18 protein-coding genes and 1 tRNA gene are annotated in these 20,380 nt (G+C 59.6%); 14 read left to right on the forward strand and 5 right to left on the reverse strand.

What is annotated here, in order from left to right:
• Positions 1-154: 154 nt before the first annotated feature.
• From AAF555_09945 to AAF555_10000, 12 genes are all read left to right on the forward strand, one after another.
• Positions 155-463, forward strand: a complete 309-nt coding sequence (locus tag AAF555_09945) for a hypothetical protein (GenBank protein MEM6911887.1) — start codon at positions 155-157, stop codon at positions 461-463.
• A 235-nt stretch (positions 464-698) separates the two neighbouring features.
• A tRNA-Leu gene (locus AAF555_09950) sits at positions 699-780 on the forward strand.
• A 271-nt stretch (positions 781-1,051) separates the two neighbouring features.
• Positions 1,052-2,077 carry a rod shape-determining protein gene (locus tag AAF555_09955; protein ID MEM6911888.1) on the forward strand — a complete coding sequence of 342 codons (1,026 nt, stop codon included), beginning with the start codon at positions 1,052-1,054 and terminating at the stop codon, positions 2,075-2,077.
• Positions 2,078-2,208: 131 nt separating this feature from the next.
• Positions 2,209-2,904 carry a rod shape-determining protein MreC gene (gene mreC / locus AAF555_09960; protein ID MEM6911889.1) on the forward strand — a complete coding sequence of 232 codons (696 nt, stop codon included), beginning with the start codon at positions 2,209-2,211 and terminating at the stop codon, positions 2,902-2,904.
• On the forward strand, positions 2,901-3,458 hold the full coding sequence (locus AAF555_09965; GenBank protein ID MEM6911890.1) for a hypothetical protein: 558 nt from the start codon (positions 2,901-2,903) through the stop codon (positions 3,456-3,458). Before mreC ends, AAF555_09965 begins: the two co-directional genes overlap by 4 nt.
• Positions 3,455-5,593: a penicillin-binding transpeptidase domain-containing protein gene (locus AAF555_09970; protein MEM6911891.1), complete on the forward strand. Its 2,139-nt coding sequence runs from the start codon at positions 3,455-3,457 to the stop codon at positions 5,591-5,593. The genes AAF555_09965 and AAF555_09970 overlap by 4 nt, the downstream gene beginning before the upstream one ends.
• Before the next feature lie 18 nt (positions 5,594-5,611).
• Positions 5,612-7,189 (forward strand): Rne/Rng family ribonuclease, encoded by a 1,578-nt coding sequence (locus AAF555_09975; GenBank protein MEM6911892.1) that lies wholly within the window; start codon positions 5,612-5,614, stop codon positions 7,187-7,189.
• Entirely contained in the window at positions 7,189-8,316 is a 1,128-nt protein-coding gene (locus tag AAF555_09980) for a 5-(carboxyamino)imidazole ribonucleotide synthase (protein ID MEM6911893.1), read from the forward strand. The genes AAF555_09975 and AAF555_09980 overlap by 1 nt, the downstream gene beginning before the upstream one ends.
• 3 nt (positions 8,317-8,319) lie before the next feature.
• A complete protein-coding gene (gene purE / locus AAF555_09985; protein ID MEM6911894.1) occupies positions 8,320-8,814 on the forward strand; it encodes a 5-(carboxyamino)imidazole ribonucleotide mutase in 495 nt (164 codons plus the stop codon).
• 92 nt (positions 8,815-8,906) lie between these two features.
• On the forward strand, positions 8,907-9,176 hold the full coding sequence (gene rpsN, locus AAF555_09990; protein ID MEM6911895.1) for a 30S ribosomal protein S14: 270 nt from the start codon (positions 8,907-8,909) through the stop codon (positions 9,174-9,176).
• A gap of 56 nt (positions 9,177-9,232) precedes the next feature.
• Positions 9,233-9,484, forward strand: a complete 252-nt coding sequence (locus AAF555_09995; GenBank protein MEM6911896.1) for an FmdB family zinc ribbon protein — start codon at positions 9,233-9,235, stop codon at positions 9,482-9,484.
• A gap of 15 nt (positions 9,485-9,499) precedes the next feature.
• Positions 9,500-10,885, forward strand: coding sequence for a hemolysin family protein (locus AAF555_10000; GenBank protein MEM6911897.1), 1,386 nt, complete (start codon positions 9,500-9,502; stop codon positions 10,883-10,885).
• Between the two features lie 40 nt (positions 10,886-10,925).
• Here AAF555_10000 and AAF555_10005 read toward each other — a convergent pair whose 3' ends face one another.
• Complete coding sequence (locus tag AAF555_10005; GenBank protein ID MEM6911898.1) at positions 10,926-11,924, reverse strand: sugar phosphate isomerase/epimerase; 999 nt, start codon at positions 11,922-11,924, stop codon at positions 10,926-10,928.
• Positions 11,925-12,279: 355 nt separating this feature from the next.
• Here AAF555_10005 and AAF555_10010 point away from each other — a divergent pair, with 355 nt between their 5' ends.
• Complete coding sequence (locus AAF555_10010; protein ID MEM6911899.1) at positions 12,280-12,642, forward strand: hypothetical protein; 363 nt, start codon at positions 12,280-12,282, stop codon at positions 12,640-12,642.
• A 101-nt stretch (positions 12,643-12,743) separates the two neighbouring features.
• Here AAF555_10010 and AAF555_10015 read toward each other — a convergent pair whose 3' ends face one another.
• The 3 genes from AAF555_10015 to dnaG are packed head-to-tail and all read right to left on the reverse strand — an operon-like array spanning position 12,744 to position 16,814.
• Positions 12,744-13,202 carry a hypothetical protein gene (locus AAF555_10015; protein ID MEM6911900.1) on the reverse strand — a complete coding sequence of 153 codons (459 nt, stop codon included), beginning with the start codon at positions 13,200-13,202 and terminating at the stop codon, positions 12,744-12,746.
• Positions 13,203-13,240: 38 nt separating this feature from the next.
• Entirely contained in the window at positions 13,241-14,968 is a 1,728-nt protein-coding gene (rpoD, locus tag AAF555_10020; protein ID MEM6911901.1) for an RNA polymerase sigma factor RpoD, read from the reverse strand.
• Between the two features lie 19 nt (positions 14,969-14,987).
• Positions 14,988-16,814 (reverse strand): DNA primase, encoded by a 1,827-nt coding sequence (dnaG, locus tag AAF555_10025; protein MEM6911902.1) that lies wholly within the window; start codon positions 16,812-16,814, stop codon positions 14,988-14,990.
• Positions 16,815-16,893: 79 nt separating this feature from the next.
• On the opposite strand from dnaG, the gene AAF555_10030 reads away from it, so the two are divergent.
• A complete protein-coding gene (locus AAF555_10030; GenBank protein MEM6911903.1) occupies positions 16,894-19,098 on the forward strand; it encodes a S49 family peptidase in 2,205 nt (734 codons plus the stop codon).
• 98 nt (positions 19,099-19,196) lie between these two features.
• Here the strand turns inward: AAF555_10030 and AAF555_10035 are convergent, their stop codons facing one another.
• Positions 19,197-20,267 carry a quinone-dependent dihydroorotate dehydrogenase gene (locus AAF555_10035; GenBank protein ID MEM6911904.1) on the reverse strand — a complete coding sequence of 357 codons (1,071 nt, stop codon included), beginning with the start codon at positions 20,265-20,267 and terminating at the stop codon, positions 19,197-19,199.
• Positions 20,268-20,380 lie beyond the last annotated feature (113 nt).

Genomic DNA, 20,380 nt, shown 5'->3' on the forward strand with positions numbered 1-20,380 from the left:
CCTCCGCGTTACACGCTTCTTCCCTTCATACTCGGCTTGCGCAAAACTCAGCTGCTTTTCCATTCCTCTTCTCTACCACCCCCTTCTCCCACTCTCAATCTATCCTCCCACTCAAGAAGGGATTAAATCAGCGTTTCCTTTACGGATCGATGTCATGAGTTGCCTGCGCGGGATGGCGTCTTTTGTAGAGCTTTGGAAGCGCCGAACGACGGTCGAGGTGGATGGTTTGGAGCTGGAGGTGCTTTCTTTGCCAGACCTTGCCGCCGCGAAGCGAACACAGCGGGAAAAGCAGCTAGAAAAGGATTGGCTCATGACCAACCGCTTGGTCGAGGCGCATCATACCGCGCACCAAAAAGAGGCTACGAGTGAGAGACAGCGATTTTGGCTGCGAGAGTCTTTCCAAGCCGAATTTCTTGAATTGCGTGCTAGGGACTTTCCCGAGGCCATGCAGGTGGTGGCCTAAGAACGGAAGGCTCTTGCTGTGCTCGCCGCAGGTGATGCCGCAGGCATGCGGGAAGCATCCCGGACCGAGAAGGAGCGCATTCAAGGCGCAGACCGCTGCTAATGGGAGCCCTTGAAGAAGGAACTGGAGTCTCTGCGGAGGCAGCGGGAAAAGTCATCCACTACTCCAAAAACCTCTTGCAGAAAGCGCGACGCCGACTAAGACTGCCGCCCCGCAGATTTCCGCTGTGGACCTTGCTCGGGTGGCGGAATTGGTAGACGCGCATGACTAAGGATCATGTGGGGCGACCCGTGGGGGTTCGAGTCCCCCCTCGAGCACTTTCTTTCTGAACTGGCTTTCTGAACTGGCCTACGGAGCGAGTGACGGTCCGCCTTTTCGGCGGACTTTTTTGGTTTGGGGCGGGCTCGCTGAGAGATTGGGTGGGGCTCCTCGAGCAGAAAGTTCCCCCCATCCCCAAGGCTTAGCTCTTGACGGCCTTGGGCGGTCTCGTCATACTGAAATTTCGGAGATGAAGCTGTGGAACAATGAGGAACAATTTCGGCCCAGCTCAGGATTTCTCGCAAAATTTTCTACTTTTCCCTTTTCCCAATGTTCAAAAAACTTTTTGGATTCTTCGCCAATGATATCGGAATCGACCTCGGCACGGCCAACACCCTGGTAAATCTCAAGGACCAGGGGATCGTCCTACGCGAGCCTTCGGTGGTGGCCGTGAAGGCGGGGTCGCGCGAGGTTCTAGCCGTGGGGGATGACGCCAAACGAATGTTGGGTCGGACGCCGGGAAACATCGTGGCCATTCGCCCATTGAAGGATGGGGTGATCGCGGACTTCGAAACGACTGAGGCCATGCTCAGTTATTTCATCAAGAAGGTGCAGGGCAACCGCTCCTATGGTCGGCCTCGGGTGGTGGTGGCGGTGCCTTCGGGCATCACCGAAGTTGAGAAACGAGCCGTGAGAGAATCAGCGCTCCATGCCGGAGCGCGAGAGGTCTACCTCATCGAAGAACCGATGGCAGCCGCCATCGGGGTGGGGCTGCCTGTTCAGGAAGCTTCTGGCAATATGATCGTAGACATCGGGGGAGGGACGACGGAGGTGGCTCTGATTTCTCTTTCGGGAGTGGTTTATAGTCGGAGCGTTCGGGTGGCCGGGGATGAATTGGATGAAGCCATCACCATGTATCTCAAGCGGGCTTACAATCTGATGGTGGGGGAGAGAACAGCCGAGGACATCAAAATCCGCATGGGCTCGGCCTACCCTCTCCCGAAGGAGACGACCATGGATGTAAAGGGGCGCGATTTGGTGGCGGGTCTCCCCAAGACCATCAATATCACGTCCCAAGAAATTCGGGAGGCGATGTTGGATCCTCTCAATACCATCGTGGATGCGGTGCGAACGGCGCTGGAGCGTTGTCCGCCCGAGCTTTCGGCGGACTTGGTGGATCGCGGTCTCATGTTGGCCGGCGGAGGGGCCCTCCTGCGGGGGCTGGATCAGCTTTTAAGGGAGGAGACGGGGTTGCCCGTTCACGTAGCCGAGGATCCTTTGAGTGCGGTGGCGGAGGGCGCTGGCAAGGTCTTACACGAGTTGTCCTTCCTCAAGAAGGTCGCCAACAATCAGTGAGGCCGGTCCCGCTTGCGTGAACGATGAGGCCGCTCCATCTCGCAGCTCTTCTCGCTTTCGGAGCGGTCTTGTTTTGGGTGCTTTTTTTAAATGACCGTTCGGCCAGGAAGGTGCAAGCGACGGTTTTAGGTATGATGGGTCCTTTCGTGAGAGCGGGTTCGGCTTTGGAAAAAGACATCGGCAATTCGATCAAAGATCTACGAGAGCCGGGCTTGCTGGAAGAGGAAAATGAGAAGCTGCGGGAGCGGCTGGCCGAGTTGGAAGTGGTGCATTCTGAGAGAGAGGCTTTGCAGCGGGAGAATGACCGACTGCGAAGCGCCTTGGGGTTTGCCGAGCGATCTGTTTCTAACTTGTTGGCTGCCAAGATTCTCAAGCGCGAGTCGTCCACTTGGTGGAGCACTTTGATTCTGGACAAAGGCAGTGAGGACGGAGTGGAATTGAATGCCCCGGTCGTGAGCCAGGAAGGCTTGGTCGGCAAGGTGACGGCGGTTTCGGAGTCGGTCTGCGTGGTGCTGACTTTGGCCGACGAGCGCTGCCAAGTGGGCGTCCGAATCGAGGGGCAGGCTGATCGCGGTATTTTGAGTGGTGCGCGAGGGGCCTTGTCTGCCAATCCTGAATTGCGGCTGAAGTTCCTCCCGAAAGCGATCGAGATCCCCGTCGGGGCTCGACTCTATACCTCGGGAGATGGGCAAGTCTTCCCGAGTGGGATTCTCGTGGGCCAAGTCGAGCGATTGGAACGAGGAGAGTTGACCGACGAAGCCATCGCCCTTCCCGCAGTGGACTTTGCCAACCTCGAGATCCTTTTTATACTGACGACTGCTGTATGATTTGGTTCTCTCTCAGTCTCGTGATGCTGACTTACGTGAGCTTTTTGGCGCAGGAGTTCATGCCGGTTTTTGATTGGGCTTTTCGGGCGGAGATGATGATGGTGCCGGTGTTCTTTTTCCTGGCGGCGGTCTCGGTGGATTTCTCCATCATGTTGCTTTTGGCGATGCTAACGGGCTTGCTCTGGGATGCCCGGCATTTGGTCATTGCCGAGGGACAGGTGGATCTGCCTTTTGGCTATTCGATCGTCCTCTACGGGCTGCTGGGTTGCCTCATGCAAGGGGTCCGGCCCCTTTTCCGGAAAGGGCGCTGGGAGTGGGCCATGGGGCTAGCTGGCTTGGCCATGGTGGTTTATCTCACCGGAGAGTATCTTCTGATTAATGTGGTGAGGGGCGATTTTTATTTTCCCCTCGAAGTAGGTTTCAAAATTCTGGCGACGGCCTTGCTGTCCATGCTGTGGGCTCCCTTGTTCTTGTTCTTTCTGCACAAGTTGGCTGCCATCTGTCGTTGCCCAATCCGCCTTGAGGAGCGGGTGGCGGAGCGATCGGGGGCATGAGAGTGCGCATTCATCTGCGGTTGGCGGCTTTGGGGCTTTTGGTGCTCTTCGGCTTCGGTTCTTTGATGGCCCGCTTGTGGACGATGCAGGTGGATCGGCAGGACTATTACACCGAGATTTTGCCCACCACCTCGACGGTTTCCGTGCGGGTGCCTGCGACCCGCGGGCGCATTCTAGATCGAAATGGCACGGTGCTCGTCGACAACCAAGCCAGCTTCAAAATTGTGGTGGACTTGGCGGAAGTGGTACGTGCCTATCGCCAGGAAATGGGAGAAATGCCGACGGTGCAGTTCGAGGTGGGGGCTCTTCCGAAACAGTTTCAAGAGGCAGACATTGTCTCGATCTTCAAGGAGACGGTCCAGCCGAAGCTGGCGGCCTTGGGGCTGGCTCGGGATTTTAACGCGGCGTCTCTTCGCAATCATTATCGCACTTACCGGGGAGTGGTGCCTTTTGAGTATCCCGGCGATGCCACCTTCAGGGAGAGCGTGCGGCTGGCGGAAAGGATCGGGGTGATTCCCGGAACCAGCATTGTGGTGAAACCACGGCGTATTTATGAATACGGGGCCCTCGCCAGCCACCTTTTGGGTTACCTTAGCCAGCCGGATATCGGCAAGATTGATCGAGAGAGGCTTTCGCAATTCACCTATTTCATCGGCGATGATTACGGCGCAGCCGGGCTGGAGAAGACTTTCAACTCCGTCCTCTCCGGCAAGCCTGGGAAGCGCGTGATGTTGAAGAATGAGAAGGGCAGTCTGGTGGGGGAAATCGAAAATCTCGCCCCAGAAGCAGGCGCCGACGTCTTTCTGACACTGGATGCTCGGATCCAGTGGCTGACGGAGCAAGCTCTGCGAGAGGGAAAGGTGGGTCGGGGAGCTGCGGTGGTGCTGGATCCGAAGACAGGCGAAATTCTGGCCATGGCCTCGGTGCCTTCCTATGATGCCAACCGCTTCATTCCGCGAATCAAGGCGGAGGTTTGGCAGGCTTACCTGCGGGATCCGACCCGGCCTCTTCTGTGCACAGCGCTGCGAGCCTTTGAGCCGGGTTCGACTTTCAAGGTGGTGGTTTCTTTAGGCGCAGGGCTCGTCGGGATGGACCAACACAGCTATGTTTGCACTGGAGGAGTGCGCTATGGCGATCATTTCAAGAAATGCTGGATTCACAGCAAGGGAGGGGCGCATGGTCGCCTCGGCTTGGAGGAGGCCATTAAGGTTTCCTGCAATTCCTATTACTATCTTTTAGGTAACAACCTGCGGGATGAGCCGATCGTGCGGGTTTCCCGCATGCTGGGCTTGGGGCAGGAATCCGGCTTGGAACTGGCCGGGCTGGGCGAGATGCCGGGAATCGTCCCGGGCAGTCTTCCTTGGAAGGAACTTCAGGGTCGCTCGCTGGATCGGCCCCTCACCCCCGCCGAGACGGCCAATCTAACGATCGGGCAGGGCGAAACGCTCGCGACCCCACTCCAAATGGCGAATGTGGCCGCGAGCGTTGCCAACGGAGGCACGTCCTATCGGCCCAGCTTGGTGCGGTTTGCGATCGATAAGAGGGGCCGCCTGGTCCACCAGGCGAAAGAGGCGTCACGCGCCATCAATCTGCTGGAAGAGGGAGTGAGCGCGCGCGCGCTGGACGCGGTCCGCAACGGGATGTGGAAGGCGGCCAATGAACCCGGCGGGACGGCCCAGCGGGGAGGCCCGGAGGGCTGGGAGATTGGAGGGAAGACGGGCACGGCCCAGACCAGCATCCAGGGGCGACGGGGCAACAATTCCTGGTTCATCAGTTTTGCGCCCTTTGAGAGTCCCCGCTACGCGGTGGCGGTGGTGGTGCTGGGAGGCCAGAGCGGAGGCAAGGTAGCGGCTCCGGTGGCCCGTCGCATCTACGAGGGCCTTCAGGAGATGGAGAAAGGCCATTTTCCGCAGCTGACAAAATTGGAGGAAGCCAAAGGTTTTTTCGACGAGGCCGAGGAAACCACCTATGGGGAGGAACTTCTCGTAGTGGATGAGGCGGAGGGGGAGTCTGGCGATGAAGCGGGGGTGCCTTTGCGGGTGCACCGGGCAGCGGCAGTTCCCTTTGAGGCCGTAGACGACTTGGAGGCCCCTACGCCTGCGTTGGGGGCCGACGCGGAAGGAAGCACTTTTTGAAATCCCAGATCTATTTTTATGAGTTTGAAAAATTTGAAACGAATGTTGGGACTCTCTCGCGAGTTCAACCAAGGCCGCAAGTTGGTGGTCAATTGCGAGAAGTTGGAAACGCGCATGGCGATGGTCGAGGACGGCGTGCTCGAGGAATACACCATCGAGCGCATCAATGATGACCGCCTGGTCGGGAGCATCTTCAAGGGCCGGGTCAAGAACATCGAGCAGGGCCTCAAGGCCATGTTCGTGGACATTGGCTTTGAGAAGAATGCCTTCCTTCACTTTTGGGACGCCATCCCGGCCGCGCTCGATGGCGGGATGGAGGAAATCCAGCGAGGCGGCCGACCCAAGGCCAAGAAAAAGCGCATCACTTCCCGCGATATCCCGAGCATCTACCCGGCCGGTTCCGAGGTCTTGATCCAGGTGACCAAGGGGCCGATCGGAACCAAGGGCCCTCGGGTCACCACCAACATCAGCCTGCCCGGCCGCTATCTGGTGCTCATGCCCTACAACGAACAGTTCGGCATTTCGCGCAAAGTGGACGACCCGAAGGAGCGACAGCGCCTCCGCAAGATCATGGAGAAACTGACGGTGCCTGAAGGCATGGGGGTCATCATGAGAACGGTGGCGACTGGTAAGCGGCTGCGGCACTTTGTGCGGGATTTGAGCGTTCTTTTGGAAGACTGGCAGGCCATTGAGAATGCCAAGGCCAACAAGCCTGCGCCGGTTTGTGCTTTCCAGGAGCCCGATCTGGTGGGCCGATCCGTGCGCGACTTTCTGACGGAGGACGTCGACGAGGTGATCTGCGACAGCGAGGAAACGGCGGACCGGATGCGGGAGTTGGCGGCCCCGATTTCCAAGCGCTCCATGCGAAAGATTCATCATTTGAGCACGCCGGGCCCCATTTTCGATGAGTTGGGAATCGAGAAGCAGATTGCGGACGCCTTTCATCGCCAAGTCTGGCTGAAGTGCGGAGGCTATCTCGTGATCGATGAGACGGAGGCCATGATCACCGTGGACGTGAACACGGGACGCAACCGAGGTTCCAAGAACGTCGAGAAGATGATCACCGAGACCAATGTGGAGGCGGCCGAGGAGGTGGCCCGGCAACTTCGCCTACGCAATATCGGCGGCCTGGTGGTGGTGGACTTCATCGACATGAAGGGTCGAAAAGACCAGCAGGCGGTTTACCGGGCCATGAAAGAGCGTCTCAAACGCGACAAGGCCAAGACCCAGGTCCTCCATATTTCCCAACTGGGCCTCATGGAGATGACCCGACAGAGGCTGCACGAAAGCCTCAGCGACACCTTGTATGATCGCTGCCCCTATTGCAGCGGCAACGGCAAGATCAAGTCGACCATGTCGATGAGCGTGGAGCTGCAGCGGACTTTGACCGGGCTCATCGGAAAACAGGGTATTGGCGATCTCGTGATCGTGGTGCACCCGGAGGTCATGGATCGTCTGCGAAGCGAGGACTCGGATCTCTTGGTCGAACTGGAACGCCGTCATACCGGCCGTTTCACCTTCCGAAGTGATCCCACCCAGCACCGAGAGCAGATCAAGTATCTCGATGCGGCGGGCGGTGAGGAGATCAAGCTCTGATGGCTTCCGCAAAGGAGAGCCCGCGCTTTGGGATCTTGGGCGGTGGGCAGCTGGCGCGCATGTTGGCGCAGGCAGCCCAACGCCTGGATGTCCGGACCGAAGTCTGGGATGCCGATCGGGTCTGTCCCGCGGCCAGCTCCGCGCTGGTGCACCCTGAAGCCATGGAAAAGGAAGCGGCCCTGGCTTGCGGGCTCTTTACCTTGGAAAGTGAGAACGTGGGACTGGAGCGCTTGCGGCAATTAGAAGCATGGGGCTGTCATTGCGCGCCCAAGGCCGATGTCTTGGCCGCTCTTCAGGATAAGGTGGCCCAAAAAGAACTCCTGGCGGGACTGGGAGCCAAGCTGCCCGCTTTCGAAGTGGTGGAATCGGTCGGGGCCCTGCAGGCATTTGGGCAAAGTCAGGGCTGGCCAGTGGTGCTCAAGAAACGAACGGGAGGTTACGACGGGCGAGGCAATGCCACGGTTCACCGGAGCGAAGAGGCGGAGGCTGCTTGGGAGCTGCTGGGAGGGAGAGGGCTCTACGTGGAAGCCTTTTGCCCTTTTGAACGAGAACTGGCGATCCAAGTGGTGCGCGGTCGGGACGGGGAGCGGAAGTCCTACCCTCTGGTCGATTCCGTGCAGGAAAACCACATTTGCAAAGTGGTGACGGCCCCCTCCGAGGTGCCTGAATCATTGGCCCAGGAGGCGCGGGACTTGGCCTATGCCTTGGTGGAGGAGATCGAATATGTCGGTGTCTTGGCAGTGGAGTTTTTTCTCACGAGCGACGGGTTTTTGTGGGTCAACGAAGTGGCGCCCCGCGTCCACAATTCGGGGCACTACACCATGGATGCGACCGCTTGCGGGCAGTTTGAGAACCACGTGCGGGCGATTTTGGGATGGCCTTTGGGGGACACGAGGCTTTGGCAACCCGCGGCCATGGTCAATGTCTTGGGCGATGGCGACGGCCGTGGCTTTCCTCGGGGAGTGGCCCAAGCCCTGGCCGTTCCCGGCGCTCGGCTCCACCTTTATGGAAAGGCGCGGGCTCGCGCGGGCCGGAAGATGGGACATGTCAATGCGCTGGCGGCATCGGCGTCCGAAGCGCGGGAGAGGGCGGAAAAGGCTGCAAATTCCCTGACCTTTGTATCTTGATTCATGATGAACAGCAGCCAGCCCCAAGTAGGCATTCTCATGGGAAGCGATAGCGACTGGCCCACCATGAGGTTGGCGGCCGAGGTTTGCCAAGACTTCGAGATCGACTACGAGGCCCGAGTGGTCTCCGCCCACCGCACCCCGGACGATATGGCGGAGTATGCCAAGAGCGCGGTCAAACGAGGGCTGCATGTCTTGATCGCCGGAGCGGGCGGCGCCGCGCACTTGCCGGGCATGGTCGCGAGCTACACCACCCTGCCGGTCATCGGGGTCCCGGTGGAAAGCCAGGCCCTCCAAGGAATGGATTCCCTGCTTTCCATCGTGCAAATGCCCGCGGGGATCCCGGTGGCCACGGTGGCGATTGGGAATGCCCGCAATGCAGGTCTTCTGGCCATTCGGATTCTGGCGACTTGGAATCGAGACCTCACCCCCAAGCTCCAGGCCTTTCAGGAGGAGATGGCGGAAACGTCCCGAGAGAAAAGTCGAAATCTTCTCTGAACTGGAGGCGGGAATGGGAATGAAATGACCTGGAGAAAGGGCTTGCGCGAAGTGGGAATCCCCTTATTCTCCAGGCCGCACTTTCGAGACCTATGGCTAAGAAATCCTGGATTGCCCGCGAGGCACGCAAACAAAAAACCGTCGCCAAATACGCTCAGCTTCGGGCGAAGCTGAAGGCGGAGAAGGATTACGTCGGTCTCTCGATGCTCCCCCGCGATGCCAGCCCGACCCGCCGGACCAACCGGTGCGAGGCGACCGGTCGGCGCCACGGCTTCATCCGTCGGTTCAAACTTTCCCGGATTGCCTTCCGCGAACTGGCTTCTTCTGGCATGATCCCGGGGGTCACCAAATCGAGTTGGTAAGCGACCTGCTCCTTTGGCAAAGCCCTCCCGGAAAGGTGATTTTTCGGGAGTTCCCCATGCCGATCTACGAATACATTTCCCAAGACCCTGAGGCCGGCTGCCGGATTTGCCGAAAAGGGTTTGAGCTACGTCGTCCCATCGATCGTGCCGCCTTGGAGGTCTGCCCGCTCTGCAAGAGCCCCGTCCGCAAACGGGTGAGTGCGGTCCACACGCCGGTCTTGAGCAAACCCATGTCGGTCAGCGATGCCAAAGGGGCTGGCTTCACCATTTTGGAAAAACGTGACCAGGGCGTCTACGAGAAGCTCTGAGCCACTTCGCTCCTGATGATGGCTTTTTTCGCTGACATCCTGGCCTCCACCGCAGGCGAACTGCCTTCGGAGTGGCCGAGTGCGGGAGAGGTCCTGCTCTACCTGGCGGGCATCGTTTTCTTCCTTCTGCTGAATGCCTTCTTTGTGGCCTCGGAGTTTGCCATCGTGAAGGTCCGGCCCAGCCAGCTGGAATTCGATGAGCAGGAAGCGAAACGCTCTTCTGGCCGGGCCAAGCGCACCGCCACGGGCATCGTGGAGAACCTGGACCGCTATCTTTCGGCCAACCAACTGGGGATCACTCTGGCTTCGCTCGCGCTCGGCTTTCTCGGAGGGCCCTTGGTGGAGCGATTGATCGGGCCGTTTCTCCGGGGCCTTTCTTGGTTTCCGCATGGTTCGATCGGCGTGGTCTCGTGGATTTTGGCTTTGGTGTCGTTCACCTTTCTGCACGTGGTGATCGGCGAGCTGGTGCCCAAGTCCGTCGCCATTCGGAGACCGCTGCCAACGACTTTGGCCCTGGCTCGGCCTTTGCACCTTTTTTACCGGGCTTTCAGTTCCGCCATCGCGCTCCTCAACCGGAGTGCCAATTTTCTCCTGAAGCATCTTCTGAAAATCGATCCGGCTTCGGAAGTGGTGCCGGTCCACAGCTCGGAAGAATTGGCGCTTCTCGTTTCGGAGAGTCTCGATCAGGAGGAGGTCACGGAGACGGAACGCACCATTCTCATCAACGCTCTCGAACTGAATAACTTGGAGGTGCGCGAGATCATGACCCCGCGAAGCGAAGTCATCTCGCTGGATGTGAAAGATGATTTCGCTACCAATCTAGCCAGGGTCAAAGAATCCAGCCACACTCGTTTTCCACTGATCGATGGGCATCTCGACCAGACTTTGGGGATGATTCACATCAAGGACGTCTTCCGTTTGGAAGAGAAGGAGGAGCCCGACTTGGAGGCCATCAAAAGGGGCATTCTGAGGGTGCCCGAGAGCATGCCGCTGGATCGCCTGCTGCAATTGTTTTTGAAGGAGCGAGTGCACTTGGCGCTCGCGATGGACGAATTTGGGGGAGCGGTCGGCTTGGTCTTTATGGACAATGTGCTGGAGGAGTTGGTGGGCGATATTCGGGACGAATTCGACGTGGACCAACAGGAGTTTCTGGAGGTCAAGGAGGGGGAGTATCTGGTCTCCGGGGGGCTGGGGCTTTATGAAATCTCAGAGCACCTCACGACCTTGCAGTTGGAGAGCGATGAGGTGACCACGATCGGTGGCTATGTCACGCACCTCCTGGGTCACTTGCCGAAGACGAACGACCGGGTTCAGATCGACGACTTTGACGTAAAGGTCGAAAAGGCGGACGGCCGTCGGGTGGTGCAACTCCGCTTCCGAGAGGCCCCCGAGACTCTCTAGATCGCGCGGCCGTTCTACCACTTTATCCGGCAGCTTGGTATTACTCGTCGTCGCTGAAGGCGGAGTCGAAGGCGACGTTCGAGGGCATGAAGTCGATGCCATGGCAAAAATCGGCGGACTCAGTGGCCCCTTGCTCGCGATCCATGCCGCCGTCTTCCCATTCTACGGAGAGCGGACCGGTGTAGCCAATCTCATTCAGGGCGCGGATGATGAGTTCGAAGTCGATGCTCCCGCGGCCCACGCTGCGGAAGTCCCAGTAGCGGCGGGAGTCATGGAAGTCGAGGTGGCCGCCGAAGACGCCGGCTTCAGTAGGAGTCTCGGACCAGTAGGCGTCCTTCATATGGACGTGGAAGATTTTGTCCGCGAACTTCCGAATGAAGCCCACGTAGTCCACTCCCTGGTAGCCTAGGTGGCTGGGGTCGTAGTTGAAGCCAAAGGCGGGATGATGATCGATGGAGGCGAGCCATCGCTCGGCCGAGGCGATGTCGAAGGCGATTTCAGTGGGATGCACTTCCAGCGCATACTTCACGCCGAGGCTTTGGAACTCATCCAAAATCGGTTTCCAGCGGGCGGCCGCGTTGGCGAAGCCTTCCTCGATCATTTCGGGCGGGGCGGGCGGGAAAGAGTAGAGGAGGTGCCAGATGGGGCTGCCGGTGAAGCCATTGACGACCTCGACGCCAAACTCTTTGGCGGCGTGAGCAGTCTTGACGACCTCCTCAGCGGCCCGTTGGCGCACGCCCTCGGGATCGCCATCGCCCCAGACGTAAGGAGGAAGAATGGCTTGGTGGCGGGAGTCGATGACATCGGCCACGGCCTGGCCGACCAGGTGAGTGGAAATCGCGAAGGCCTTCAGGCCGTGCTTTTCGAGCAGAGCCCGTTTCCCAGCGCAGTAGGCGGCGTCGGCTTTCTCGACTTCAAAGTGATCGCCCCAACAGGCAAGCTCCAGTCCATCGTAGCCAAAGTCCTTGGCTTTTTCCGCTAGAGTTTCCACGGGGAGGTCGGCCCATTGGCCGGTGAAGAGAGTGACGGGACGCATGATTTGGGGAGGGGTAGTGGTCTGGGATGAGTTGGGTGAAGAGAAGCCGGTTGGCCTGCTCGAAGAAGTGTCTGATGGGGTCAGACCCCCTCTCCGAGCCAAGCGGGAACCAGGGCCGTTTGAGAGGGGTAACCTGGCCCAGAGGCTTGGAAAGACGCAATCGAGAATTCACTGCCTCCCTGACTTTTTTCCGGGCCGGATTCGCGCCCTGGCCGGCGCTTTTTTGGAGGGTTCTCACCATGCAAATCAATCCTGGGGGGAGGTCTTGAATGCCTTTCATAGAGCCAATGAACTGATTTCTCGGGCGATAAGTCGCCTCCAGATGCGGAGAGTGATCCAGAGGGTAGGGGGAAGGTTTATGTCCACAGAAACACTCGTTCAAGAAAACAACTCCATCCTGAAAGAAAACAAGGCCGTCCTCGCTGCCAACTCTGACAAGTTGGTGGAGAATTCGTCGGTGATTGTCGAGAACAAGGCCACCCTGGCTAGCAACGGGGCCACGCTGGCAGAGAACAAAGCGACTTTGTCGGAGAACAAGGCCGCTCTTTCTTCCAACAATGGAATGTTGGCCGAAAACAAAGCGACCTTGGTCGAAAACAAGTCCACCCTGGCAGCCAATGCCGAGTCGCTCGCGACCAACAACTCCCTGCTGACCGAAAATCGGGCTCTCCTGACCAAGAACAATCAGTTGTTGGAAGCCATTCTCGCCAAATTGGGCTGAGCTCTTGCTACCTAAGACTTTTGTCCAGAGGGGCCTCGGTGAAAGCCGAGGCCCTTTTTTTGAGGCAGTCTTTGGAAGTTTGGCGAAAAGTGGGGGTGGTCCTAGAACAACAGGGCCACGAGAATGCCTTCGTCCAGGTCCGAGAAATCGGACGAGGTGGTGATTTGATCGACCAGTGCCAGTTGCTGGAATTCCTCGGGGAGGCTGTCCGCGGCCGGTTCTTCCGGGTTGGGTGGCAGGAGAACCGGGGTGGGGGAATCTCCTGGGCTGGTTTCTTTTGCCAAAGGGGGCGTCTCTTGAGACGAGGGGACGGTTTGACTGAGAAAGAACATCCCTAAAAGAACTGCTGCCGCTCCCACGAGGGCTGCCGGACGGAGAAAGAATTTTCCCAGCTCCACCCAGCGAGAGGGCGCGGCTTCTTGCTGGCGAACCGCACGCAGGACTTTTTGGGAAAAAGCAGGGCTGGCCCGACGAGGCGGCGCTTTTTCTAACAAATCCCAGACGCGATCCTCTTCGAGAGGAGCGGGAGCGTCGGAGGCGTGGCGGGTGGGTCGGTCCATGACGAGAGGGGAAACGTTCCCCAGGGGGAAAAGTTGCGTCAGATCTGCTCGAGATCGAGAAAGCCTTCCAGGAGACGGATGCGGGTGGGGTGTCGCATTTTCCGAAGGGCCTTGGCTTCGATTTGCCGGATTCTTTCGCGGGTGACTTGAAAGCGCTTCCCGACCTCTTCCAAGGTCCGGGCGTAGCCGTCCTTGAGGCCAAAGCGCTCCTCGAGGACATCTCGCTCGCGATCGGAGAGGGTGTCGAGCACTTCGCGGATTTTGTCTTTCAGCACGGCAGCCGAGGCGATTTCCATGGGGGTATCCATGGACTTGTCTTCGAGAAAGTCGCCGAAACTGCTGTCCTCCCCATCGCCGACTGGAGCGTGCAGGGAGACCGGTTGTTGGGCCATTTTCATGACCGCGCTGACTCGTTCGACCGGGAGCTTGATTTCCTCGGCCAGCTCATCCGGGGTGGGTTCGCGTCCAAATTCCTGCACCAACTGCTTTTGCACCCGCATGAGCTTGTTGATGGTTTCGATCATGTGGACGGGGATCCGGATGGTGCGGGCTTGGTCCGCGATGGAGCGGCTGATGGCTTGGCGAATCCACCAGGTGGCGTAGGTCGAGAATTTGTAGCCGCGCTTGTATTCGAAGCGTTCGACGGCCTTCATCAGACCCATGTTTCCCTCTTGAATGAGGTCGAGGAAGGAGAGCCCGCGGTTGGTGTATTTCTTGGCGATGGAGATGACCAAGCGAAGGTTGGCTTCCACCATTTCGGTGCGGGCCTTGGAGGCTTCGTTGGCCCAGGATTTCAGCTCGGCGTGGCTTTCCAGGAAGCCATCCAAATCGACCCAGGCCTGGGACTCCAGGTCCTCGCGCTCGAGCTCGGAACAGTCCCGCGCCAGGCAATCGCCGACTTTGTTGTGAAAGACGTCGCAGACTTCGATCAGCTCTTCGAGAACCGAGGGCTTGAGGTAGAGCTTGTTGTAGAGTTTGGGGAGGGCGGTCAGTTTTTCATCGAAGTCGGCAAACTTCTTTTCAGTCGGCTTTTGATTGAGTTTGGCGAAGGTCTGGGAGCATTCTGAGATGACCTGCTGCAAGTTTTCAATGAGTGGCTTGAGAGAGCGGACGTAGCGATCCCGATTCTCGACCTTCTTATCCTGAATGATGCGATCAAAGCGTTCGCTGCCATCGATCAACTTGCTGGCGATCGACAAGTGGGCTTGGGCGATGAAGCCGTAGCGGTAGATGCAACGCCGGATTTCATTATTGGCCTTCTCGATCCGCTTGGAGATGGCCACTTCTTCTTCCCGACTCAAGAGCGGCACCTGCCCCATCTGCTTCAGATACATCCGGACGGGATCATCAAGGACGTCCAGCGAGGAGTTCTTGCTCTCGTCTTCTTCCTCCTCGTCCTCCCCTTCTTCGGCGGCTTTCTCGGCGGGGGCGGCTTTGGCTGGTTTTTTGAGACTGTCTACCCGCGCGGCGTCGATGATCTGGAACTCCATGCTTTGGAGCCGAGAGTAGACTTCATCGATCTGGTCCGGGGTGTAATCGAAGTCGGAGAGACTTTCTCCCAGGTCATCAAAGGTGAGGTAGCCCTGCTCCTTTGCCAACTTGACGAGGTGACGGATTTTCGTCTTGAGGGTCTCTTCGTCGGCTGGGAGAAAGGGCTCTTTTTTGCGTGCTCCTTTTTTAGCAGCTTTGCCCTGGGTTTTCTTTTTGGCCTTTTTGGGCGCACGAGGACCTGAAGAGGCTTTTTTGGCAGCCTTAGAGTTGGCCATGGTTGGATGCGGAGGGAGATTAGAGAGAGGAAGAAGCTCCAAGTTTTCTTAGCTGCTGCTGAAGGTCAAGGACTTCCTTTTGAATGGAGAGCACCTCGTGTGCCGGAAGGTCGCTCGAGGCCAAGCGACCTTTCTCTTCCGCGATGCGACGAGCCAGAAGGTCTCTTCGAACGGCTTTCAAAGCGCTGCCTACTTCCGGCGCGGTCAAGGTCTGCTCTTGCTCGAAGAGCGCTTGGCTCAGCCAGTCGCTCATCTCCCCGCTGAGCCGGGAGAGCACTTGAGAGATGGCTCCGGGCTCTTCCAAGGCCACTTGGCTGCTCGCTAACTGGGAGAGGAGTTCTCCCCCTTCGATTTGAGGAAAGCTTTCGGCGCTTAAGGAGTCGCGCACTTGGGCTCGGAGTTGGTCGCTCGTGATGCAGGCGAGACAGAGTCTAGCGAGGGCTCGATTTTGTCGCACGAGGTCGAGAAGCGAAGAGCGGCTGGCCTCGGTCGGGCCGTCCGCGCCGGAGGTCGTTTCCCGGCGGAGAGGGCGCTTTTGCTCCTGGTGGACGAGTCGGAGAAGGTCCTCTCGGGCGAGGCGAAGGGAGGAGGCCGCTTGGTCGACGGCTGCCTCCAGGGCAATGTTCTCGGTGTAGGCGGAGATGCTTCCGGCGAGCAAGCGAGCGGCTTGCATGCGTCCGCTGGCGGTGTCGATGGCGAATTCTTCCCGCAGTTCGTGGATGCGATGAGTGAGGAATTCCTGGGCGAACTCGAGCAAGCCCCGGAAGGCTTCGGGTCCTTGGGAGCGGATGAGGGAGTCGGGGTCTTCTCCCGCTGGAAGACGGACCAGACGCACTTCACAGCCAAAGGCAGCCAACTGCCGGAAGGTCCGCTCGGCGGCTTTTTGTCCCGCCGCGTCCGAGTCGTAGCAAAGGAGGATCCGCTCGGCGTGGCGACGAAGGATGCGGGCGTGTTGCTCGGTGAAGGCGGTGCCGAGGGGGGCGACGACGTTTTCGATGCCGTGTTCCACGCAGGTGATGAGGTCGAGCTGGCCTTCGCAGACCAGGACTGCCTTCTCTCGCAAGATGGCGCGCTTGGTCCGGTCCAGGGCGTAGAAGGTGCGGCTCTTCTCGAAGAGGACGGTTTCGGGGGAATTGAGGTATTTGGCGGTTTTGGCGTTGGGATCGAGGAGTCGACCGCTGAAAGCAATGGTGTCCCCATAGTCATTGCTCACGGGGAAGAGAATGCGGTCGCGGAAGCGTGCGTAGAGGCCGCCTTTGGGCTGGGCTTCGTCTTTGAGGGCCGCCAAGCCGGCGTCGATGAGCTGGCGTGCTTTGAATTTTTGGCTGCGGGCCCAAGCGAGAAAAGATTCGGACTCGGGAGGCGCGTAGCCTAGCTGCCAGCGGCGGGCTATTTCGCTGTTGAGGCCGCGGCTTTTCAGGTAGGCGCGCGCTTCCGCGGCCTCCGGCGATTTCAGGAGGAGTTGGTGGAAGAAGGCGGCGGCCGCTTGCAGCACCTCGAGGGCAGCGGCCCGCCGTTGGGCGGTCTTGTCCTCGTCCCCGCTGCCGGCCTCCTCTCGCAGGGTGATGCCAGCCTTGTCCGCCAAGCGCTTGACCGCTTCCGGGAAGGGGATGCGATGGAATTCCATGAGAAATTTGAAGGCGCTCCCGCCCGCCCCGCAGCCGAAGCATTTGTAGATTTGGCGGCTGGGACTGACGTTGAAGGAGGGGGTCCGCTCGTCGTGAAAGGGGCAAAGCCCCGTGTAGTTGCCTCCCGAGCGCTTCAGTTGGACGTGTTCTCCCACGACGTCCACGATATCGGTCTCCGCCAAGACTTGGTCGATACTGTCCTGCGTGATGCGTCCCATGGCCTCGCGCTCCGAAGGGATTGCGGTCGCAAATTTCGGTAGCCAGCGTATCTACTGTGAAACGCCGCGTTTGCCAAATATGAGAACCCTCTGCTTCGCTTTGTCCCTTGTTTTTGGCTCGGTTTTCCCGTCGGCCGGGGCCGAGGTTTTGGTGGTCAAGGTGGAGGACGCGCTTTTGAAGAACGGGGCCAAACTCCGCTTCATCGAGAAAGTGCTGACGCGGGCCCAGGAGGAGAAGCTGCCGGCGGTGATTTTTCAAATCGAGGCCAAGCAAGGCTCCTATGATGAGGTCAGTCGCGTCCTCTCGACGGTGGCCGAGTCCGAGGTCACGACGGTGGCCTGGATTCCGAGCGAGGCGGTCGGTCCGGGGGCCCTCTTTGCACTGGGCTGCGATCAGATTTACCTCGGGCCGCTCGGGGTCATCGGCGGGGAGCAGCTGGTGAAGGTGGCCGAGGAGGCGGAAGACCAGGTGCTGGCTGAGACGGGGGTGAGCGATGTGACCTTGGCCAAGGTTCGCGCGATTGCGGGATACAAGGAACGCGACCCTAAGTTGGCGCAAGCTTTCCTCGATCCCAAAATGGAGTTTGCCCTGCCCTCAGGAGAGGTGCTGTCCGCCAAGGGGAGCCTGCTGGCCCTCTCCGCGGCCGAGGCTACGATGGAGGTGGAGGGTGCGCCTTTGCTGGCCAATGGGGTCGCCAAAAGTTTGGAGGGACTTCTGCAAGAGGCCGGTCTCCCGAGCGATTTTGTGATGGTGGACCGAGAGGGGTGGAAGGACTTTTTGGCGGCCCGGGATCGGTCGGGCACGGAGGAGAAAAGGAGGAAGATGGTGGCGGTGGAAACGGAGGAGGAAGAGGTGGCCCAAGCAAGGGAGCAGGGCGAGTCCAAGCCCACCAAGAAGATCTTCGGCCGGAGTGAGGAGGAGAGCTATGTCGGCAAGGTGGTCGTCATTCCCGTAGGGGAGAACGATTTGGTGAATGGCCCTCGCTTTGAGTTCATGCGGCGCACCCTCCAGCGGGCCGAAGAGGAGAAAGCCGCCATGGTGGTGTTCGAGCTGAACACCCCGGGGGGCGATGCTTGGCAGACGGCCGGCATCATGATGGAGGAAATGCTCGATATGAGCATGCCTTTGATTGGCTATGTCAACACGCGCGCCATCTCGGCCGGTGCGCTCATTGCCTGCGCTTGCGACCGCATTTACATGGCCCCGGCTGGCTCCATCGGAGCGGCCGGGATCGTGAGTTCGGCTGGGGAAATCGAGGGCATGATGAAGAAGAAGGTGGAGGCGGCCTTCCTTCCTATGATGGAGAGTGTCGCCCTCGAGAAAGGAGGCGAGCGCCGCGCGGCCATTGTCCGGGCCATGATGATCCCGAGTGCGACCTTTGAGTGGAACGGGGAAGTGCTCGACGATGAGGAGACGCTGCTGGGCCTGTCCCCGCAACAGGCGGTCGAGGAAAATGCGAGCGGCGAACCGCTGCTGGCGGCTGGGATTGTGGCCGATTTGGAGGAGCTGTTGGCGCTGGAGGGGATGGAGGCGGAGACGGTCGAGGCCAAGCCTTTGGGCTTTGAGCTTTTCGCACAAATCGTGGCCAACTACGCGGCCATTCTGATTCTGGTGGGAATCGCGGCCGCATGGACGGAGGCGCAGGCCCCGGGCTTTGGGGTGGCGGGGGCGATTTCGCTGCTGGCTTTCGGCACGCTTTTCTTTGCGACCGGGGTGGCGGGCAAGCTCGGTGGATGGGAATTGGCTTTTGTCTTTGGGGTCGGGGTGGTGCTCTTGATTGTGGAGTTTTTCCTGCTTCCTGGCTTCCTCATTCCTGGCATTGTCGGGATGCTTTGTGTCATTGGTTCCCTGCTCACGGCCATGGTGGATCGGGTAGATTTGGAGAAGCTTCCCGGTCAGGAGGAGCTGGGGGTGGGCCAGATTTTTGAGGCACTTCGTGGACCGATGGTGCAACTCTCGCTGGGACTTTTAGGCGGCCTCATTTTGATTTTGGTCTTGATGCGCTACTTGCCGAAGACACGGGTCTTTGGAAGCTGGATGACGCTGGAATCGGCGGTCGCGGGCGGGGGCTCGGCGGCGGCCGTTCTGGAGACCCAGCCAGAGGAGTCGCCCAAGGGAAAGGTGGCCGTGGCCCAGACCGATTTGCGTCCGGCGGGCAAGATCGCTTGGAACAATGAGATTCTGGACGCCACCACCAAGGGGCGCTTGGCTGCCAAGGGAGCTGAAGTGAGGATTCTTCGGCGAGAGGCGGGGGTCTGGGTGGTGGAGGAGCTCGACGAGTGAACCGAAATCCACTCGGCCACTCTACCAGCCAATTCTGCAGCTTGGTATAAGAAGGGAAGAGAATCGAACCAGGATGCCTCCTGCTGGATTTCTTTAGGTCAAGCCAGGTGATGGAGGCAGTCTTTGACGAGGGCTGCCCCGCGGTAGATGAATCCGGTGTAGAGTTGGATCAGATGGGCCCCGGCCTCTTGTTTGGCCCGGGCATCGGAACCATTCAGGATGCCTCCGACGCCGATGAGGGGGAAGTCCGGGCCGAGGTGGTGGCGGAGGCAGGCGATGACTTCGGTGGCGCGTTCGGTCAGGGGTCGGCCGCTCAGTCCACCCGCCTCGCCGCTCAGCGGGTTCCCCGAGATGGCCTCTCGGGCGAGGGTGGTGTTGGTGGCGATGACGCCGTCCGCGCCGGCTTCCTTGAGGGCGTGGGCGACGGTCGCGATCTCGTCATCGCTCAGGTCGGGCGCGATTTTGACCGCCAAGGGGACCGAGCGCTGGGAGCTTTGGTTGAGGGCGTCGAGGCGTTTGCGCAGTCCGCCGACCAGCCGGAGCAGGGCCTCGCGACCTTGCAGTTCGCGCAGGCCTGGGGTGTTGGGCGAGGAGAAGTTGACTGCCAGGTAATCAGCCACGGGGTGGGCCGCCTCCAAGCAGTAGAGGTAATCATGGAAGGCTTGCTCGTTGGGAGTGGCTTTGTTCTTGCCGATGTTGACCCCGAGGACGCCGGTGTAGCGGTGCCTTTGGAGACGAGCGACTGCCGCGTCCACTCCGTGGTTGTTGAAGCCCATCCGGTTGATGATGGCCTCTTCGGGAAGGAGGCGGAAGAGGCGGGGCGGGGGATTGCCTGCTTGAGGCTGGGGAGTGAGGGTGCCGACCTCAAGGAAGCCAAAGCCCATCGCGCCAAAGCCTTCTACGGCTTCCGCATCTTTGTCCAAGCCGGCGGCCAGGCCCACGGGGTTCGGGAAGGTCAGGCCCATGCATTCGACGGGTCGGCCCGGGAGCCTGCGAGGCGAGCGAAGCAGGCCGGTTTTCCCGGCCAGGGAGAGCCAGCGGAGGGTCTGGACGTGCGCGGTTTCCGCGTCCCAGCGGAAGAGCAAGGAGCGGAGGAGAGGGTAGGTGGCGGCTGCCAGACGCAGCCCGAGAGGCAGGCGCAAGGTGGCAGAGGAGGCGTCAGATTTCATGGGCGTTCCGCTTGACCGATGAGGGCGGCCCAGCATAGTCAGCGCTTCCCCTCTGTGAAACCATTTCTTCATGGAAGCGCTGGCGACGGTGCGGGCACTTCGCTTGGGGAGCG

The organism is Verrucomicrobiota bacterium (genome assembly GCA_039027815.1).
Lineage (GTDB): Bacteria > Verrucomicrobiota > Verrucomicrobiia > Verrucomicrobiales > JBCCJK01 > JBCCJK01.

Excerpts from the sequence above, each read along its gene's own strand:
- AAF555_10015 (MEM6911900.1), bottom strand. The coding sequence starts at position 13,202 with ATGGACCGACCCACCCGCCACGCCTCCGACGCTCCCGCTCCTCTCGAA.
- rpoD (MEM6911901.1), bottom strand. The coding sequence starts at position 14,968 with ATGGCCAACTCTAAGGCTGCCAAAAAAGCCTCTTCAGGTCCTCGTGCG.
- purE (MEM6911894.1), top strand. The coding sequence starts at position 8,320 with ATGATGAACAGCAGCCAGCCCCAAGTAGGCATTCTCATGGGAAGCGAT.
- mreC (MEM6911889.1), top strand. The coding sequence starts at position 2,209 with ATGATGGGTCCTTTCGTGAGAGCGGGTTCGGCTTTGGAAAAAGACATC.
- dnaG (MEM6911902.1), bottom strand. The coding sequence starts at position 16,814 with ATGGGACGCATCACGCAGGACAGTATCGACCAAGTCTTGGCGGAGACC.
- AAF555_09945 (MEM6911887.1), top strand. The coding sequence starts at position 155 with ATGAGTTGCCTGCGCGGGATGGCGTCTTTTGTAGAGCTTTGGAAGCGC.
- AAF555_09970 (MEM6911891.1), top strand. The coding sequence starts at position 3,455 with ATGAGAGTGCGCATTCATCTGCGGTTGGCGGCTTTGGGGCTTTTGGTG.
- AAF555_09965 (MEM6911890.1), top strand. The coding sequence starts at position 2,901 with ATGATTTGGTTCTCTCTCAGTCTCGTGATGCTGACTTACGTGAGCTTT.
- AAF555_09975 (MEM6911892.1), top strand. The coding sequence starts at position 5,612 with ATGAGTTTGAAAAATTTGAAACGAATGTTGGGACTCTCTCGCGAGTTC.
- AAF555_10035 (MEM6911904.1), bottom strand. The coding sequence starts at position 20,267 with ATGAAATCTGACGCCTCCTCTGCCACCTTGCGCCTGCCTCTCGGGCTG.
- AAF555_10010 (MEM6911899.1), top strand. The coding sequence starts at position 12,280 with ATGTCCACAGAAACACTCGTTCAAGAAAACAACTCCATCCTGAAAGAA.
- AAF555_10000 (MEM6911897.1), top strand. The coding sequence starts at position 9,500 with ATGATGGCTTTTTTCGCTGACATCCTGGCCTCCACCGCAGGCGAACTG.
- AAF555_09980 (MEM6911893.1), top strand. The coding sequence starts at position 7,189 with ATGGCTTCCGCAAAGGAGAGCCCGCGCTTTGGGATCTTGGGCGGTGGG.
- AAF555_10030 (MEM6911903.1), top strand. The coding sequence starts at position 16,894 with ATGAGAACCCTCTGCTTCGCTTTGTCCCTTGTTTTTGGCTCGGTTTTC.
- rpsN (MEM6911895.1), top strand. The coding sequence starts at position 8,907 with ATGGCTAAGAAATCCTGGATTGCCCGCGAGGCACGCAAACAAAAAACC.
- AAF555_09955 (MEM6911888.1), top strand. The coding sequence starts at position 1,052 with ATGTTCAAAAAACTTTTTGGATTCTTCGCCAATGATATCGGAATCGAC.
- AAF555_09995 (MEM6911896.1), top strand. The coding sequence starts at position 9,233 with ATGCCGATCTACGAATACATTTCCCAAGACCCTGAGGCCGGCTGCCGG.